The 16,518-nt window shown below is 36.7% G+C and carries 16 protein-coding genes and 3 pseudogenes; 16 read left to right on the forward strand and 3 right to left on the reverse strand.

Going from position 1 to position 16,518, the window contains the following annotated elements:
* The first annotated feature begins 50 nt into the window (after positions 1-50).
* Entirely contained in the window at positions 51-1,970 is a 1,920-nt protein-coding gene (gene tet(M) / locus HT671_RS06715) for a tetracycline resistance ribosomal protection protein Tet(M) (protein ID WP_000691736.1), read from the forward strand.
* Between the two features lie 118 nt (positions 1,971-2,088).
* Positions 2,089-2,256 carry a cysteine-rich KTR domain-containing protein gene (locus HT671_RS06720; RefSeq protein WP_000336323.1) on the forward strand — a complete coding sequence of 56 codons (168 nt, stop codon included), beginning with the start codon at positions 2,089-2,091 and terminating at the stop codon, positions 2,254-2,256.
* 59 nt (positions 2,257-2,315) lie between these two features.
* On the opposite strand, the pseudogene HT671_RS06725 reads toward HT671_RS06720, so the two are convergent.
* Positions 2,316-2,453 (reverse strand): annotated as a pseudogene (locus HT671_RS06725) (XRE family transcriptional regulator); the annotation flags it as partial.
* Positions 2,454-2,736: 283 nt separating this feature from the next.
* On the opposite strand from HT671_RS06725, the pseudogene HT671_RS11935 reads away from it, so the two are divergent.
* The 5 genes and pseudogenes from HT671_RS11935 to HT671_RS06750 all read left to right on the forward strand — a co-directional run.
* Positions 2,737-2,820, forward strand: a pseudogene (locus tag HT671_RS11935) (MLS leader peptide); the annotation flags it as partial.
* 48 nt (positions 2,821-2,868) lie between these two features.
* Entirely contained in the window at positions 2,869-2,952 is an 84-nt protein-coding gene (locus HT671_RS06735; protein ID WP_001814874.1) for a 23S rRNA methyltransferase attenuation leader peptide, read from the forward strand.
* 124 nt (positions 2,953-3,076) lie between these two features.
* Positions 3,077-3,814 (forward strand): 23S rRNA (adenine(2058)-N(6))-methyltransferase Erm(B), encoded by a 738-nt coding sequence (gene erm(B), locus HT671_RS06740; RefSeq protein ID WP_001038790.1) that lies wholly within the window; start codon positions 3,077-3,079, stop codon positions 3,812-3,814.
* Positions 3,815-4,168: 354 nt separating this feature from the next.
* Entirely contained in the window at positions 4,169-4,723 is a 555-nt protein-coding gene (locus HT671_RS06745; protein WP_000576156.1) for a recombinase family protein, read from the forward strand.
* A gap of 3 nt (positions 4,724-4,726) precedes the next feature.
* Positions 4,727-7,645, forward strand: a complete 2,919-nt coding sequence (locus HT671_RS06750; protein ID WP_001240982.1) for a Tn3 family transposase — start codon at positions 4,727-4,729, stop codon at positions 7,643-7,645.
* Between the two features lie 73 nt (positions 7,646-7,718).
* On the opposite strand, the pseudogene HT671_RS06755 reads toward HT671_RS06750, so the two are convergent.
* Positions 7,719-7,940, reverse strand: a pseudogene (locus HT671_RS06755) (helix-turn-helix transcriptional regulator); the annotation flags it as partial.
* A 144-nt stretch (positions 7,941-8,084) separates the two neighbouring features.
* Between HT671_RS06755 and HT671_RS11940 the strand changes: the two are divergent.
* From HT671_RS11940 to HT671_RS06765, 3 genes are all read left to right on the forward strand, one after another.
* Positions 8,085-8,216: a hypothetical protein gene (locus HT671_RS11940; RefSeq protein ID WP_004249786.1), complete on the forward strand. Its 132-nt coding sequence runs from the start codon at positions 8,085-8,087 to the stop codon at positions 8,214-8,216.
* 228 nt (positions 8,217-8,444) lie between these two features.
* Positions 8,445-8,867 carry a sigma-70 family RNA polymerase sigma factor gene (locus HT671_RS06760; RefSeq protein ID WP_050080608.1) on the forward strand — a complete coding sequence of 141 codons (423 nt, stop codon included), beginning with the start codon at positions 8,445-8,447 and terminating at the stop codon, positions 8,865-8,867.
* Positions 8,864-9,094, forward strand: a complete 231-nt coding sequence (locus HT671_RS06765; RefSeq protein ID WP_000857133.1) for a helix-turn-helix domain-containing protein — start codon at positions 8,864-8,866, stop codon at positions 9,092-9,094. The genes HT671_RS06760 and HT671_RS06765 overlap by 4 nt, the downstream gene beginning before the upstream one ends.
* Before the next feature lie 225 nt (positions 9,095-9,319).
* On the opposite strand, the gene HT671_RS11660 is transcribed toward HT671_RS06765, so the two are convergent.
* Positions 9,320-9,571 (reverse strand): hypothetical protein, encoded by a 252-nt coding sequence (locus tag HT671_RS11660; protein WP_001845478.1) that lies wholly within the window; start codon positions 9,569-9,571, stop codon positions 9,320-9,322.
* Between HT671_RS11660 and HT671_RS06770 the strand changes: the two genes are divergently transcribed.
* From HT671_RS06770 to murN, 6 genes are all read left to right on the forward strand, one after another.
* Positions 9,555-9,758: an excisionase gene (locus HT671_RS06770; protein ID WP_075227091.1), complete on the forward strand. Its 204-nt coding sequence runs from the start codon at positions 9,555-9,557 to the stop codon at positions 9,756-9,758. The two genes, HT671_RS11660 and HT671_RS06770, sit on opposite strands and share 17 nt — an antisense overlap.
* Positions 9,759-9,839: 81 nt before the next feature.
* Positions 9,840-11,057 (forward strand): tyrosine-type recombinase/integrase, encoded by a 1,218-nt coding sequence (locus tag HT671_RS06775; RefSeq protein ID WP_001291569.1) that lies wholly within the window; start codon positions 9,840-9,842, stop codon positions 11,055-11,057.
* Between the two features lie 363 nt (positions 11,058-11,420).
* Positions 11,421-13,082 carry a ribonuclease J gene (locus tag HT671_RS06780; protein ID WP_138703009.1) on the forward strand — a complete coding sequence of 554 codons (1,662 nt, stop codon included), beginning with the start codon at positions 11,421-11,423 and terminating at the stop codon, positions 13,080-13,082.
* A 68-nt stretch (positions 13,083-13,150) separates the two neighbouring features.
* On the forward strand, positions 13,151-13,930 hold the full coding sequence (locus HT671_RS06785) for an alpha/beta hydrolase family protein (protein WP_138700959.1): 780 nt from the start codon (positions 13,151-13,153) through the stop codon (positions 13,928-13,930).
* A gap of 130 nt (positions 13,931-14,060) precedes the next feature.
* Positions 14,061-15,281: a peptidoglycan bridge formation alanyltransferase MurM gene (gene murM, locus HT671_RS06790; RefSeq protein ID WP_000286563.1), complete on the forward strand. Its 1,221-nt coding sequence runs from the start codon at positions 14,061-14,063 to the stop codon at positions 15,279-15,281.
* 4 nt (positions 15,282-15,285) lie between these two features.
* Positions 15,286-16,518, forward strand: a complete 1,233-nt coding sequence (gene murN, locus HT671_RS06795; RefSeq protein ID WP_172923096.1) for a peptidoglycan bridge formation alanyltransferase MurN — start codon at positions 15,286-15,288, stop codon at positions 16,516-16,518.

A 16,518-nucleotide genomic window follows, 5' to 3' on the forward strand; every position in this document is an offset into this window, starting at 1 on the left:
ATCACTGGGATTTTTATGCCCTTTTGGGTTTTTGAATGGAGGAAAATCACATGAAAATTATTAATATTGGAGTTTTAGCTCATGTTGATGCAGGAAAAACTACCTTAACAGAAAGCTTATTATATAACAGTGGAGCGATTACAGAATTAGGAAGCGTGGACAAAGGTACAACGAGGACGGATAATACGCTTTTAGAACGTCAGAGAGGAATTACAATTCAGACAGGAATAACCTCTTTTCAGTGGGAAAATACGAAGGTGAACATCATAGACACGCCAGGACATATGGATTTCTTAGCAGAAGTATATCGTTCATTATCAGTTTTAGATGGGGCAATTCTACTGATTTCTGCAAAAGATGGCGTACAAGCACAAACTCGTATATTATTTCATGCACTTAGGAAAATGGGGATTCCCACAATCTTTTTTATCAATAAGATTGACCAAAATGGAATTGATTTATCAACGGTTTATCAGGATATTAAAGAGAAACTTTCTGCCGAAATTGTAATCAAACAGAAGGTAGAACTGTATCCTAATATGTGTGTGACGAACTTTACCGAATCTGAACAATGGGATACGGTAATAGAGGGAAACGATGACCTTTTAGAGAAATATATGTCCGGTAAATCATTAGAAGCATTGGAACTCGAACAAGAGGAAAGCATAAGATTTCAGAATTGTTCTCTGTTCCCTCTTTATCATGGAAGTGCAAAAAGTAATATAGGGATTGATAACCTTATAGAAGTTATTACTAATAAATTTTATTCATCAACACATCGAGGTCCGTCTGAACTTTGCGGAAATGTTTTCAAAATTGAATATACAAAAAAAAGACAACGTCTTGCATATATACGCCTTTATAGTGGAGTACTACATTTACGAGATTCGGTTAGAGTATCAGAAAAAGAAAAAATAAAAGTTACAGAAATGTATACTTCAATAAATGGTGAATTATGTAAGATTGATAGAGCTTATTCTGGAGAAATTGTTATTTTGCAAAATGAGTTTTTGAAGTTAAATAGTGTTCTTGGAGATACAAAACTATTGCCACAGAGAAAAAAGATTGAAAATCCGCACCCTCTACTACAAACAACTGTTGAACCGAGTAAACCTGAACAGAGAGAAATGTTGCTTGATGCCCTTTTGGAAATCTCAGATAGTGATCCGCTTCTACGATATTACGTGGATTCTACGACACATGAAATTATACTTTCTTTCTTAGGGAAAGTACAAATGGAAGTGATTAGTGCACTGTTGCAAGAAAAGTATCATGTGGAGATAGAACTAAAAGAGCCTACAGTCATTTATATGGAGAGACCGTTAAAAAATGCAGAATATACCATTCACATCGAAGTGCCGCCAAATCCTTTCTGGGCTTCCATTGGTTTATCTGTATCACCGCTTCCGTTGGGAAGTGGAATGCAGTATGAGAGCTCGGTTTCTCTTGGATACTTAAATCAATCATTTCAAAATGCAGTTATGGAAGGGATACGCTATGGTTGCGAACAAGGATTATATGGTTGGAATGTGACGGACTGTAAAATCTGTTTTAAGTATGGCTTATACTATAGCCCTGTTAGTACCCCAGCAGATTTTCGGATGCTTGCTCCTATTGTATTGGAACAAGTCTTAAAAAAAGCTGGAACAGAATTGTTAGAGCCATATCTTAGTTTTAAAATTTATGCGCCACAGGAATATCTTTCACGAGCATACAACGATGCTCCTAAATATTGTGCGAACATCGTAGACACTCAATTGAAAAATAATGAGGTCATTCTTAGTGGAGAAATCCCTGCTCGGTGTATTCAAGAATATCGTAGTGATTTAACTTTCTTTACAAATGGACGTAGTGTTTGTTTAACAGAGTTAAAAGGGTACCATGTTACTACCGGTGAACCTGTTTGCCAGCCCCGTCGTCCAAATAGTCGGATAGATAAAGTACGATATATGTTCAATAAAATAACTTAGTGTATTTTATGTTGTTATATAAATATGGTTTCTTGTTAAATAAGATGAAATATTTTTTAATAAAGATTTGAATTAAAGTGTAAAGGAGGAGATAGTTATTATAAACTACAAGTGGATATTGTGTCCTGTATGTGGAAATAAAACACGATTAAAGATAAGGGAAGATACTGAATTAAAAAAATTCCCCCTCTATTGTCCGAAATGCAGACAAGAAAATTTAATTGAAATAAAGCAGTTCAAAGTAACTGTGATTACAGAGCCAGACGCAAAGACGCAGAGCCGATAAAATGAGATTAATACAATCTCATTTTATCGGCTCTTTCCGTTATGTATGGATTCTTTTAATTAGTCTTCGATGTTTCTTGCTTCGTTGATACCGCTGGCTAAAGATTCCATTAAGGATAGTTCTTTGTCTGTAAAGCTATCCATGTATTTCTCTATCTGTAATCGTCGGGTGCTTTTTACCAAGTTATTAGCAGGTAGGGGTCCCGAGCGCCTACGAGGAATTTGTATCGATAAGAAATAGATTTAAAAATTTCGCTGTTATTTTGTACATTTAACTTGACGGTGACATCTCTCTATTGTGAGTTATTAGTGGTACAGTTTTCAACCGTTTTAATTATAAAAAAGTGGTGCATTTTTAAATTGGCACAAACAGGTAACGGTTATTGCAGGTGTATTTCTTATCTATGGGTTTAACATGGATTTTATCATTAAAATCATGAGTATTGTCCGAGAGTGATTGGTCTTGCGTATGGTTAACCCTAAAGTTATGGAAATAAGACTTAGAAGCAAACTTAAGAGTGTGTTGATTGTGCATTATCTTAAAATTTTGTATAATAGGAATTGAAGTTAAATTAGATGCTAAAAATTTGTAATTAAGAAGGAGGGATTCGTCATGTTGGTATTCCAAATGCGTAATGTAGATAAAACATCTACTGTTTTGAAACAGACTAAAAACAGTGATTACGCAGATAAATAAATACGTTAGATTAATTCCTACCAGTGACTAATCTTATGACTTTTTAAACAGATAACTAAAATTACAAACAAATCGTTTAACTTCTGTATTTATTTATAGATGTAATCACTTCAGGAGTGATTACATGAACAAAAATATAAAATATTCTCAAAACTTTTTAACGAGTGAAAAAGTACTCAACCAAATAATAAAACAATTGAATTTAAAAGAAACCGATACCGTTTACGAAATTGGAACAGGTAAAGGGCATTTAACGACGAAACTGGCTAAAATAAGTAAACAGGTAACGTCTATTGAATTAGACAGTCATCTATTCAACTTATCGTCAGAAAAATTAAAACTGAACATTCGTGTCACTTTAATTCACCAAGATATTCTACAGTTTCAATTCCCTAACAAACAGAGGTATAAAATTGTTGGGAATATTCCTTACCATTTAAGCACACAAATTATTAAAAAAGTGGTTTTTGAAAGCCATGCGTCTGACATCTATCTGATTGTTGAAGAAGGATTCTACAAGCGTACCTTGGATATTCACCGAACACTAGGGTTGCTCTTGCACACTCAAGTCTCGATTCAGCAATTGCTTAAGCTGCCAGCGGAATGCTTTCATCCTAAACCAAAAGTAAACAGTGTCTTAATAAAACTTACCCGCCATACCACAGATGTTCCAGATAAATATTGGAAGCTATATACGTACTTTGTTTCAAAATGGGTCAATCGAGAATATCGTCAACTGTTTACTAAAAATCAGTTTCATCAAGCAATGAAACACGCCAAAGTAAACAATTTAAGTACCGTTACTTATGAGCAAGTATTGTCTATTTTTAATAGTTATCTATTATTTAACGGGAGGAAATAATTCTATGAGTCGCTTTTGTAAATTTGGAAAGTTACACGTTACTAAAGGGAATGTAGATAAATTATTAGGTATACTACTGACAGCTTCCAAGGAGCTAAAGAGGTCCCTAGCGCCTACGGGGAATTTGTATCGATAAGGAATAGATTTAAAAATTTCGCTGTTATTTTGTACAATAAGGATAAATTTGAATGGTACCATAAACGACCGTTTATGGTACCTTTTCATTTTCCTGCTTTTTCTAAATGTTTTTTAAGTAAATCAAGTACCAAAATCCGTTCCTTTTTCATAGTTCCTATATAGTTATACTTAATGAGTTATGGTACATTTAAATTATAAAATTAAGGAGGTTTTTTTATGATTTTTGGCTATGCTCGAGTGAGTACGGATGATCAAAATCTTAGTTTACAAATTGATGCACTTACTCATTATGGAATTGATAAATTATTTCAAGAAAAAGTAACTGGTGCGAAAAAAGACCGACCGCAATTAGAAGAAATGATCAACCTACTACGTGAAGGAGATTCTGTTGTCATTTACAAGTTAGATCGAATTTCACGATCAACTAAACATTTGATTGAACTTTCTGAATTATTTGAAGAACTTAGTGTCAATTTTATATCTATTCAAGATAACGTAGATACTTCAACGTCTATGGGAAGATTCTTTTTCCGAGTTATGGCTAGTTTAGCAGAACTGGAACGGGATATTATTATTGAACGAACTAACTCTGGTCTTAAGGCAGCCAGAGTCCGAGGAAAAAAAGGGGGCCGTCCAAGTAAAGGTAAGCTATCAATTGATTTAGCTTTAAAAATGTATGACAGCAAAGAGTATTCTATTCGTCAAATTCTTGATGCCTCTAAATTAAGCAAAACAACCTTTTACCGTTACCTCAATAAAAGGAATGCTTAAGATATGGCTATGAAAAGAATTTTAACTACTTCACAGCGTGAACAACTTCTTTCTGTAGACCACTTATCAGAAGAGGATTTTAAAGCGTATTTTAGTTTTTCTGATTATGATCTGGAGGTTATTAATCAACACCGTGGAAAGGTCAATAAACTAGGATTTGCGATACAACTTTGTTTGGCCCGGTATCCTGGGTGTTCTTTAAGTAATTGGCCGATTAAATCAACCAGACTAACTTCTTATGTGAGTCGACAGCTCCATCTTGATGCAATTGATTTAAATTCATATGATCATAGAAATACACGTGCAAATCACTTCAACGAGATCTTAGAAGTATTCAACTATCATCGATTCGGTAGTGCTAATACACAAAAACAGTTAATAGAATATTTAATTGAACTAGCTTTAGAAAATGATGACTCTATCTATCTAATGAAAAAAACAATTGATTTCTTAACTCGAAAAAGAATTATTTTTCCATCTATAGCTACACTTGAAGACATTATAAGCCGCTGTCGAGATAAAGCAGAAAACAACTTATTTTCAATATTACTCTGTTCATTAACAGATATACAAATTGAAAAACTAGAGAGTTTGTTTCAAATTTATGAAGAGACGAAAATAACTAAACTCGCTTGGCTAAAAGACATTCCAGGTAAGGCAAATCCAGAAAGCTTTATGAGTATTTGTAAAAAAGTGGAAGTGATTGCTTCCATGGGACTCGGGACAATTAATGTCTCCCATATTAATCGGAACAGGTTTCTTCAGCTAGCTAGACTAGGGGAAAATTATGATGCATATGACTTCTCCCGTTTTGAGCTTGAAAAAAGATACTCTTTACTTATTGCTTTTTTAGTCAATCATCATCAATATCTGATCGATCAACTGATTGAGATTAATGACCGCATTTTAGCAAGTATTAAACGCAAAGGGACACGTGATTCACAAGAACAGTTAAAAGAAAAAGGAAAATTGGCTACTAAAAAATTGGAACATTATGCTTCTTTAATTGATGCTCTTCACTTTGCAAAAGATAATGATAGTAATCCTTTTGACGAAATTGAACGAATCATGCCTTGGGAAGATTTAGTACAAGATGGAGAAGAAGCTAAAAAAATTACAGGTAATAAAAATCATGGCTATTTAGAAATGGTTCGAAATAAAGCTAATTACCTCCGAAGATACACGCCAATGTTATTGAGGACCCTTTCGTTCAAAGCAACTCCGGCAGCAAATCCAGTCCTCATGGCCCTAACTCAACTAACTGATTTACACAATAGTGGTAAAAGAAAAATACCGGCAGATACTTCTACTGATTTTGTGAGTAAAAAATGGAAAAGCCTTGTTCGGCCAGAAGAGGGGAAAATAGATCGGTCTTACTATGAGTTAGTAGCTTTCACCGAGCTAAAGAACAATATTCGATCAGGAGATATTTCAGTTGAAGGAAGTATGATCCATCGAAATATTGATGATTACTTAGTTGATTTATCTGCTTGTATTGATTCAGAAACTATTCCAGACACGTTTGAGGACTATTTAAAGGATCGGGAAATAATTTTAGATTTACAGCTTCAATTTTATTCGACAGTTGATAAGAGAATTTCAAGAGCAAACCTTAAAAAGTTGGAAAAAGTTACACCTAGCGAAGCAGAAATATATAGAAAAAAACTTTATTCAATAATTCCTAAGATAAGGCTTAGTGATCTTTTAATTGAGGTGGACAGTTGGACCAACTTTTCACAAGAATTTAGTCATGATTCTACAGGGAAACCGCCGAGTGAACAAGAAAGAAAAATTATTTTTGCTGCTTTGCTGGGTTTAGGGATGAATATTGGTCTTGAAAAAATGGCCCAATCAACTCCTGGAATTTCTTATTCTCAGTTAGCCAATGCCAAACAATGGCGCTTTTATAAAGAAGCTCTGACTCGTGCTCAATCTGTTTTGGTTAATTATCAGTTAAAGCTTCCTGTTGCAGACTTTTGGGGTGAAGGAAAAACCACTGCTTCAGACGGAATGCGCGTCCCAGTGGGCGTCTCAGCTCTAAAATCCGATGTTAATCCACATTACAAAAGTATGGAAAAAGGAGCTACAATGATTCGATCAATAAATGATAGGCATACGACTCATCATATCGAGGTTGCTTCAACTAATACAAGGGAAGCTACTCATACCCTTGATGGCCTACTTTATCATGAAACAGATCTAGATATTGAGGAACATTTTACTGATACAAATGGGTATTCTGATCAGGTGTTTGGAATGACCGCATTACTAGGCTTTGATTTTGAACCTCGCATCAGAAATATAAAAAAATCACAATTATTTTCTATCAAATCACCTTCCTACTACCCTAACTTATCAGAAGATATAAGCGGAAAAATCAATGTAAAAATTATTGAAGAAAACTATGATGAAATTAAACGAATCGCCTATTCGATTCAAACAGGAAAAGTATCTAGTTCTTTACTATTAGGAAAGCTAGGCTCATACGCACGTAAGAATAGAGTAGCTCTTGCACTGAGAGAACTAGGTCGCATTGAAAAGAGCATTTTTATGATAGATTATATTACAGATAGTGAGCTACGGCGAAGGATCACTCATGGACTAAATAAGACAGAAGCGATTAATGCTTTAGCTAGAGAACTATTTTTTGGGCGACGCGGAAAATTTATGGAGCGCGATATTCGCCGACAACTTCAAAGTGCTAGTGCGCTTAATGTGTTAATAAATGCAATAAGTATATGGAACGCCGTCTACTTACAAGCAGCTTATAATTATCTCGTCAAAATAGATCCCGAAGTAACTAAGTATATGAAGCATGTATCTCCTATTAATTGGGAGCATATCACTTTTCTTGGAGAGTATAAATTTGACTTGTTATCTATTCCTAAACACTTAAGAGAATTGAATATAAAAAATAAATAGGCCTTGAAACATTGGTTTAGTGGGAATTTGTACCCCTTATCGATACAAATTCCCACTAAGCGCTCGGGACCCCAGGTAAGAAAAATTCATCAACGGAAACATGAAGTAACGATACAAGGTCATAAAGAACTTGTATGCTGGGGTGTTGCCCTTTATTTTCAATATTAGTTAAGTACCGTGGGTCAATTTCAATCAATGCTCCCACTTGTTCACGAGTTAAACCTCGTTTCAATCGAGCTTCTTTAATGGCTAAACCAAAGGCTCTAAAATCATATTTATCTTCTTTTTTACGCATAGTAGACCACCTCTATACATTTTACTGTTCCTATTGAATTAGAAACAGGTATAGAAAAACATGTTATATAGTTTATAGGTTCATATTTAATAAAAAGCACTACTAAACGCCAATAAAAAAAACCGTTATATGGTAGTGCTATTTATGCTGTTAAAATATTGTATCTTACTTCCAAATGGCGGTTTGTTGGAGGTCAAAGTCGCCATGAAGTATATCACATACAATCAAGTTCCCCACATTGAGTATTTATCAAAAAAAGTCGTCTATCTGCAATAGATAAGTACGTCCACCAATGTGGTTTTATAAATCATATAGATAGAAAAATAAAAGCATGTAAACAGAGAAATCAATCTGTTTGTGTGCTTTTTTGGTTATTCAGAACTTTTTTACAAAGTTTATTCATCAGTAATGCAACAAATCCCCCTTTCACATTGGGACTAAGAGTGAAAGGAGATAAAAGAGCAAGGCTCACTTCCTTTCCTAGACAGAAAGGGGGTGAGAAACATGAAACCATCTTTTTTTCAGACCACAATAGAAAATCAGTTTGACTATATCTGTAAACGTGCTATGGAAGACGAGCGAAAGAATTATCTGCTTTATCTTTCAAGGATCGCAAAGCGTGAAGTGTCCTTTTCTGATGTTGGCGATTATCTTGTTAGCCAGTTTGCGACAACAGATAACTATTCAACTGACTTTCAGATTTTTACACTCAATGGGTTATCAGTAGGCGTTGAAAATGATTTGTTGAGTGAAGCATTACGTGAGTTGCCAGACAAGAAACGTGAAATTCTACTGCTGTTTTACTTTATGGACATGAGCGATTCAGAAATTGCAGACCTGTTGAAATTGAACCGTTCTACTGTCTATCGGCATAGAACCAGTGGACTAGCCTTAATTAAAAAGTTTATGGAGGAATTTGAAGAATGAAAACACAATATCCTATGATTCCCTTTCCTCTCATTGTAAAGGCAACAGATGGCGATACCGAAGCGATTAACCAGATTCTACATCATTACAGAGGGTACATAACGAAGCGTTCCCTACGACTTATGAAAGATGAATATGGCAATCAAAGTATGGTCGTTGATGAAGTCTTACGTGGAAGAATGGAAACCAGACTGATTACAAAGATTTTGTCATTTGAAATTAAGTAATATCCTCTCTCCTTTCGTGGAAGCGTGCTAAACCATTCCACGCTTCCCGAACAGGGAGGTTTGTTATTCCACCAAAGCATATTGAGCTTTCAATGTGTTTTGATAGGCTAACGAGCCATTGTTCTTTGAAAACTGAATAAAAGTAATCGAATACGTTTCGATAAGAAAAGAGCCAACGGAACTAACCGCCATGACCTATCTTATAAAGATAGCGAGCGATTCATGTTAGTGATCCGAGAAGCAATCTTTAGCAGGATTGCCTGCAACGACATTCTTATCGTGATAATGATACTCCCATACAGTCAATAGTCCGAGCGTGATAAAACCGTCGCAGGCAATGAGTATGGCTACATGAGAACCATGCAGGGGTGGAACTCCCGTGAGCTTTGCTAAAGCTGTTCGATTGCTGGTAAAACAACTTTTATGAAATCCAAATAAGTGATTTGGAAAGGAGGATTTTATGAAGCAGACTGACATTCCTATTTGGGAACGTTATACCCTAACCATTGAAGAAGCGTCAAAATATTTTCGTATTGGCGAAAACAAGCTACGACGCTTGGCAGAGGAAAATAAAAATGCAAATTGGCTGATTATGAATGGCAATCGTATTCAGATAAAGCGAAAACAGTTTGAAAAAATTATTGATAAATTGGACGCAATCTAGCGTCGCCAAAGGGTCTTGGATATGATAAAATAGCATTAAGTCGTATCAAGGCTCTTTCCATTTTGGAAAGGAGCGAAAGCCATGTCAGAGAAAAGACGTGACAATAAAGGTCGCATTTTAAAGACTGGGGAGAGCCAACGAAAAGACGGAAGATACTTATATAAATATGTAGATTCATTTGGAGAACCGCAATTTATCTACTCATGGAAACTGGTGGCTACAGACAGAGTACCAGCAGGAAAGCGTGATTGTGTTCCTCTTCGGGAAAAAGTTGCGGAGCTACTGAAAGACATTCATGATGGCATTGATGTTGTAGGAAAGAAAATGACACTTTGTCAGCTTTACGCAAAGCAGAATGCTCAAAGACCCAATGTGAAGAAAGGCACGCAAACTGGACGGAAATATCTGATGGATATTTTGACAAAGGACAAGTTAGGTGCAAGGAGCATAGACAGCATTAAACCGTCTGACGCTAAAGAATGGGCGATTAGAATGAGTGAAGATGGATATGCTTATCAAACCATCAATAACTATAAGCGTTCTTTAAGGGCTTCATTCTATATTGCGATTGAAGACGATTGTGTTCGGAAGAATCCCTTTGACTTCCAGCTAAATACCGTCATTGATGATGATACTGTTCCTAAAGTCGCATTGACAACGGAGCAGGAAGAAAAGCTGTTATCCTTTGCGAAAGCTGATAAGACCTACAGCAAGAATTATGATGAAATCCTGATACTCTTAAAAACGGGTCTTCGTATTTCAGAGTTTGGCGGTCTGACACTTCCAGATTTGGATTTTGAAAATCGTCTTGTCAAGGTAGACCATCAGTTACTACGAGATACTGAAAATGGATACTACATTGAAACTCCCAAGACTAAAAGTGGCGAACGACAAGTTCCTATGGTTGAAGAAGCCTATCAAGCGTTTCAGCGAGTGCTGGCGAATCGGAAGAACCGTAAATGTGTTGTGATTGATGGTTATAGTAATTTCCTTTTTCTCAATGGGAAAGACTATCCTAAAGTGGCAAGTGATTACAATGGTATGTTGAAAAACCTTGTCAAGAAATACAATAAATATCATGAGGATAAGCTACCCCATATCACTCCACACATTTTGCGTCATACGTTCTGCACTAACTATGCAAATGCAGGAATGAACCCAAAAGCATTGCAGTACATTATGGGGCATGCGAATATAAACATGACGCTGAACTATTACGCACATGCTACATTCGATTCTGCTATGGCAGAGATGAACCGCTTGGAAAAAAAGAAACAGCAGGAACGTCTTGTTGCTTAGTAGTACAGATGAATTTACTACTAATTTACCACTTCTGACAGTCAATTCATGAGGAAATATATAAGGAAACGTGAAGTATCTTCCAACAGTAAAAATGCTCGAAGCCCTTTAGAATAAGGATTTGCGAGCATTTAATGAGATTTAAAAGGATAATTAGAAATCTATGTTTTGTTTGATGGAAAAAGAGTAGAAGTTAGGAAAGAGTTGGGCAACCAGCTCTTTTTTGAAAACAAATCTTCATTTTGAAAATCATCAAAAAAATGGTATAATGGTAGGAAAAGATTCGGCTAACAGTAATAGTGCTTTTAGAATAAGAGGGTAAGCAACCCTATAATCAAGATAAACTAAGATTTTGGAGGAAAAATGAGTAATATTAGTTTAACAACACTTGGTGGTGTACGTGAAAATGGGAAAAATATGTACATTGCTGAAATTGGAGAGTCCATTTTTGTTTTGAATGCAGGGTTAAAATATCCCGAAAATGAACAATTAGGGGTCGATGTGGTGATTCCAAAGATGGACTACCTTTTTGAAAATAAAGATCGAATTGCTGGGGTATTTTTAACTCACGGACATGCAGATGCTATTGGTGCTCTGCCTTATCTCTTGGCTGAAGCCAAGGTACCTGTATTTGGCTCTGAGTTGACCATTGAGTTGGCAAAGCTCTTTGTCAAAGGAAATGACGCAGTCAAGAAATTTAATGATTTTCATGTTATTGATGAAGATACGGAGATTGATTTTGGTGGGACAGTGGTTTCCTTCTTCCCTACGACTTACTCCGTTCCAGAGAGCCTGGGAATTGTCTTGAAGACAGCTGAAGGTAGCATCGTTTATACAGGTGACTTCAAATTTGACCAGACAGCTAGTGAATCCTATGCGACAGACTTCGCTCGTTTGGCAGAAATCGGTCGTGACGGCGTCCTGGCTCTCCTCAGTGATTCGGCCAATGCGGACAGCAATATTCAGGTGGCTAGTGAAAGTGAAGTTAGAGATGAAATTACCCAAACCATTGCTGACTGGGAAGGTCGTATCATCGTTGCAGCTGTTTCCAGTAACCTTTCTCGTATCCAGCAGATTTTTGACGCTGCGGATAAAACAGGTCGACGTATCGTCTTGACAGGATTTGATATTGAAAATATCGTCCGCACAGCGATTCGTCTCAAGAAGTTGTCTTTAGCCAACGAAATTCTCTTGATTAAGCCGAAAGATATGTCTCGCTTTGAAGACCATGAGTTGATTATTCTTGAGACAGGTCGTATGGGTGAACCTATCAATGGACTTCGTAAGATGTCGATTGGTCGCCATCGTTATGTAGAAATCAAGGATGGGGACCTGGTCTATATTGCTACGGCTCCGTCTATTGCTAAAGAAGCCTTCGTTGCGCGTGTGGAAAATATGATTTATCAGGCAGGAGGGGTTGTCAAATTGATCACCCAAAGCTTACGTGTGTCAGGACATGGAAATGCGCGTGATTTGCAGTTGATGATCAATCTCTTGCAACCCAAGTATCTCTTCCCGATTCAAGGGGAATACCGTGAGTTGGATGCCCATGCTAAGGCTGCTATGGCAGTTGGGATGTTGCCAGAACGCATTTTCATCCCTAAAAAGGGAACCAGCATGGCTTATGAGAATGGAGACTTTGTCCCAGCTGGTGCGGTTTCGGCAGGGGATGTCTTGATTGACGGAAATGCTATCGGTGATGTTGGTAATGTAGTCCTTCGTGACCGTAAGGTCTTGTCAGAGGACGGTATTTTCATCGTCGCAATCACCGTTAACCGTCGTGAGAAGAAAATTGTGGCCAAGGCACGTGTTCACACGCGTGGATTTGTTTATCTCAAGAAGAGCCGCGATATTCTCCGTGAAAGTTCAGAATTGATTAACCAAACGGTAGAAGACTATCTTCAAGGAGATGACTTTGACTGGGCAGATCTTAAAGGCAAGGTTCGGGATAATCTGACCAAGTATCTCTTTGATCAAACTAAGCGTCGTCCAGCTATTCTACCAGTAGTCATGGAAGCAAAATAATCATTGAAATAAGTAAAGATAAAGTCTAGTTTCGGCTTTTTCTTATCGGAAAATAGAAGGAGAAAATCATGGCAGTAATGAAAATCGAGTATTACTCACAAGTTTTGGATATGGAGTGGGGAGTGAATGTCCTCTACCCTGATGCCAATCGAGTGGAAGAACCAGAGTGTCAAGATATTCCCGTCTTGTACCTCTTGCACGGGATGTCTGGCAATCATAATAGTTGGCTCAAACGGACCAATGTAGAACGCTTGCTTCAGGGGACTAATCTCATCGTCGTCATGCCCAATACCAGCAACGGTTGGTACACTGATACCCAGTATGGTTTTGACTATTACACAGCTCTAGCAGAGGAATTGCCACAGGTTCTGAAACGCTTCTTCCCTAATATGACTAGTAAGCGTGAAAAGACCTTTATCGCTGGTCTCTCCATGGGAGGCTACGGCTGTTTCAAATTGGCTCTTGCGACAAATCGTTTTTCTCATGCAGCTAGTTTTTCAGGTGCTCTCAGCTTTCAAGATTTTTCTCCTGAGAGCCAAAATCTGGGAAGTCCAGCCTACTGGAGAGGTGTTTTTGGAGAGATTAGAGACTGGACAACTAGTCCCTATTCTCTTGAAAGTCTGGCTAAAAAATCGGATAAAAATACCAAACTTTGGGCGTGGTGTGGCGAACAGGATTTCTTGTATGAAGCCAATAATCTAGCAGTGAAAAATTTCAAAAAATTAGGTTTTGATGTGACCTATAGCCATAGCGCTGGAACTCACGAGTGGTATTATTGGGAAAAACAATTGGAACGGTTTCTAGCAACCCTGCCAATCGATTTCAAATTAGAAGAGAGATTGAGTTAGTTTTTTATAAATGAACCACTATCTATAGTTATTCTTGGCTTCAAAACAATGATGGAAGTCTGTTTTCACTAGACTTTTCAAACGAAAGTAGTAGAATAGTAATAAGATATTGGAGGAAAGAGAGTAGGAAATGTACCGTTATCAAATTGGCATTCCCACATTAGAATATGATCAGTTTGTCAAAGAACATGAATTAGCCAATGTATTACAAAGTAGTGCTTGGGAGGAAGTTAAGTCTAATTGGCAACATGAGAAGTTTGGTGTTTACAGGGAAGAAAAATTACTGGCGACAGCTAGTATTTTGATTAGAACTCTTCCGCTAGGCTATAAAATGTTTTACATCCCAAGAGGACCTATATTGGATTATGGGGATAAAGAACTCTTGAATTTTGCCATTCAGTCTATTAAGTCCTATGCTCGCAGTAAGAGAGCGGTTTTTGTGACTTTTGACCCAAGTATTTGCCTATCTCAAAGTTTAATCAATCAGGAAAAGACAGAATTTCCTGAAAATCTGGCTATTATTGATAGTTTGCAACAAATGGGAGTAAGGTGGTCAGGAAAAACGGAGGAAATGGGAGACACCATTCAACCTCGTATTCAGGCGAAAATATACAAGGAAAATTTTGAAGAAGATAAACTTTCCAAGTCAACAAAACAGGCTATTCGAACAGCACGAAACAAAGGGCTTGAGATTCAATATGGTGGACTGGAACTATTAGATTCATTTTCGGAGTTGATGAAAAAAACTGAGAAGCGAAAAGAGATTCATTTGAGGAATGAAGCCTATTATAAAAAATTGTTAGATAATTTTAAGGACAAGGCCTATATCACCTTGGCCACCTTGGATGTTTCTAAACGTTCGCAAGAATTAGAAGAACAGTTAGCGAAAAATAGAGCCTTGGAAGAGACGTTTACTGAGTCGACTCGAACTTCAAAAGTAGAAGCGCAGAAGAAGGAAAAAGAACGTTTGTTAGAGGAATTGACCTTCTTGCAGGAATATATAGATGTAGGTCAAGCGAGAGTTCCTTTAGCGGCTACTTTGAGTTTGGAATTTGGTACTACCTCTGTTAATATATATGCTGGTATGGATGATGATTTTAAACGTTACAATGCACCAATTTTAACATGGTATGAAACGGCTCGCTATGCCTTTGAGCGAGGTATGGTCTGGCAAAATTTAGGTGGTGTTGAAAACTCTCTCAATGGTGGACTTTATCATTTTAAGGAAAAATTTAATCCAACGATTGAAGAATACTTGGGTGAATTTACAATGCCCACTCATCCTCTCTATCCTCTGTTAAGACTTGCTCTTGATTTCCGTAAAACATTAAGAAAAAAACATAGAAAGTAAGTATATGGCACTAACAACACTCACGAAAGAAGAGTTTCAGACTTATTCTGATCAGGTTTCTTCTCGTTCCTTTATGCAATCTGTCCAGATGGGGGATTTGCTAGAAAAAAGAGGGGCTCGAATTGTTTATCTTGCTTTGAAACAAGAAGGAGAAATTCAAGTTGCAGCTCTGGTTTATAGCTTGCCCATGCTGGGTGGTCTGCATATGGAACTCAATTCGGGGCCAATTTATACCCAACAAGATGCTCTTCCAGTTTTTTATGCAGAGTTAAAAGAATATGCCAAGCAAAATGGTGTATTAGAGTTGCTTGTAAAACCTTATGAAACTTATCAAACTTTTGATAGCCAAGGTAATCCAATAGATGCTGAGAAAAAAAGTATTATTCAAGGTTTAACTGATTTAGGTTATCAATTTGATGGCTTAACAACAGGTTACCCAGGTGGAGAACCAGATTGGTTATACTATAAAGATTTAACTGAATTAACTGAAAAGAGTTTGCTTAAAAGTTTTAGCAAAAAGGGTAAACCCTTGGTGAAAAAGGCTGAAACCTTTGGCATTCGGTTGAAAAAGTTAAAACGTGAAGAACTATCGATTTTTAAGAATATAACAAAAGAAACCTCTGAACGTAGAGAATATAGTGATAAAAGTTTAGAATATTATGAGCATTTTTATGATACTTTTGGAGAACAAGCGGAGTTTCTCATAGCAAGCTTAAATTTTTCGGACTATATGAGCAAATTGCAAGGTGAACAAAGTAAACTAGAAGAAAACTTGGACAAGTTGCGACTTGATTTGAGTAAAAATCCTCATTCTGAGAAAAAACAAAATCAACTGAGAGAATATTCTAGTCAATTTGAAACATTTGAAGTTCGAAAAGCAGAAGCGCGAGACTTGATTGAAAAATATGGAGAAGAAGATATTGTTTTAGCCGGGAGTTTATTTGTTTATATGCCTCAGGAAACGACTTACCTCTTTAGTGGTTCCTACACTGAGTTTAATAAATTCTATTCCCCTGCACTGCTTCAAAAATATGTTATGTTGGAAAGCATAAAACGTGGAATACCTAAATACAACTTCCTAGGCATTCAAGGGATTTTTGATGGAAGTGATGGTGTTTTGCGTTTTAAACAGAATTTTAATGGCTATATTGTACGCAAAGCAGGTACTTTCCGTTACCATCCATCTCCTTTAAAATACAAAGCTATCCAGTTACTCAAAAAAATAGTAGGACGTTAA

Source organism: Streptococcus sp. 2741 (genome assembly GCF_013276315.1).
GTDB classification, from domain to species: Bacteria; Bacillota; Bacilli; order Lactobacillales; family Streptococcaceae; genus Streptococcus; species Streptococcus pseudopneumoniae.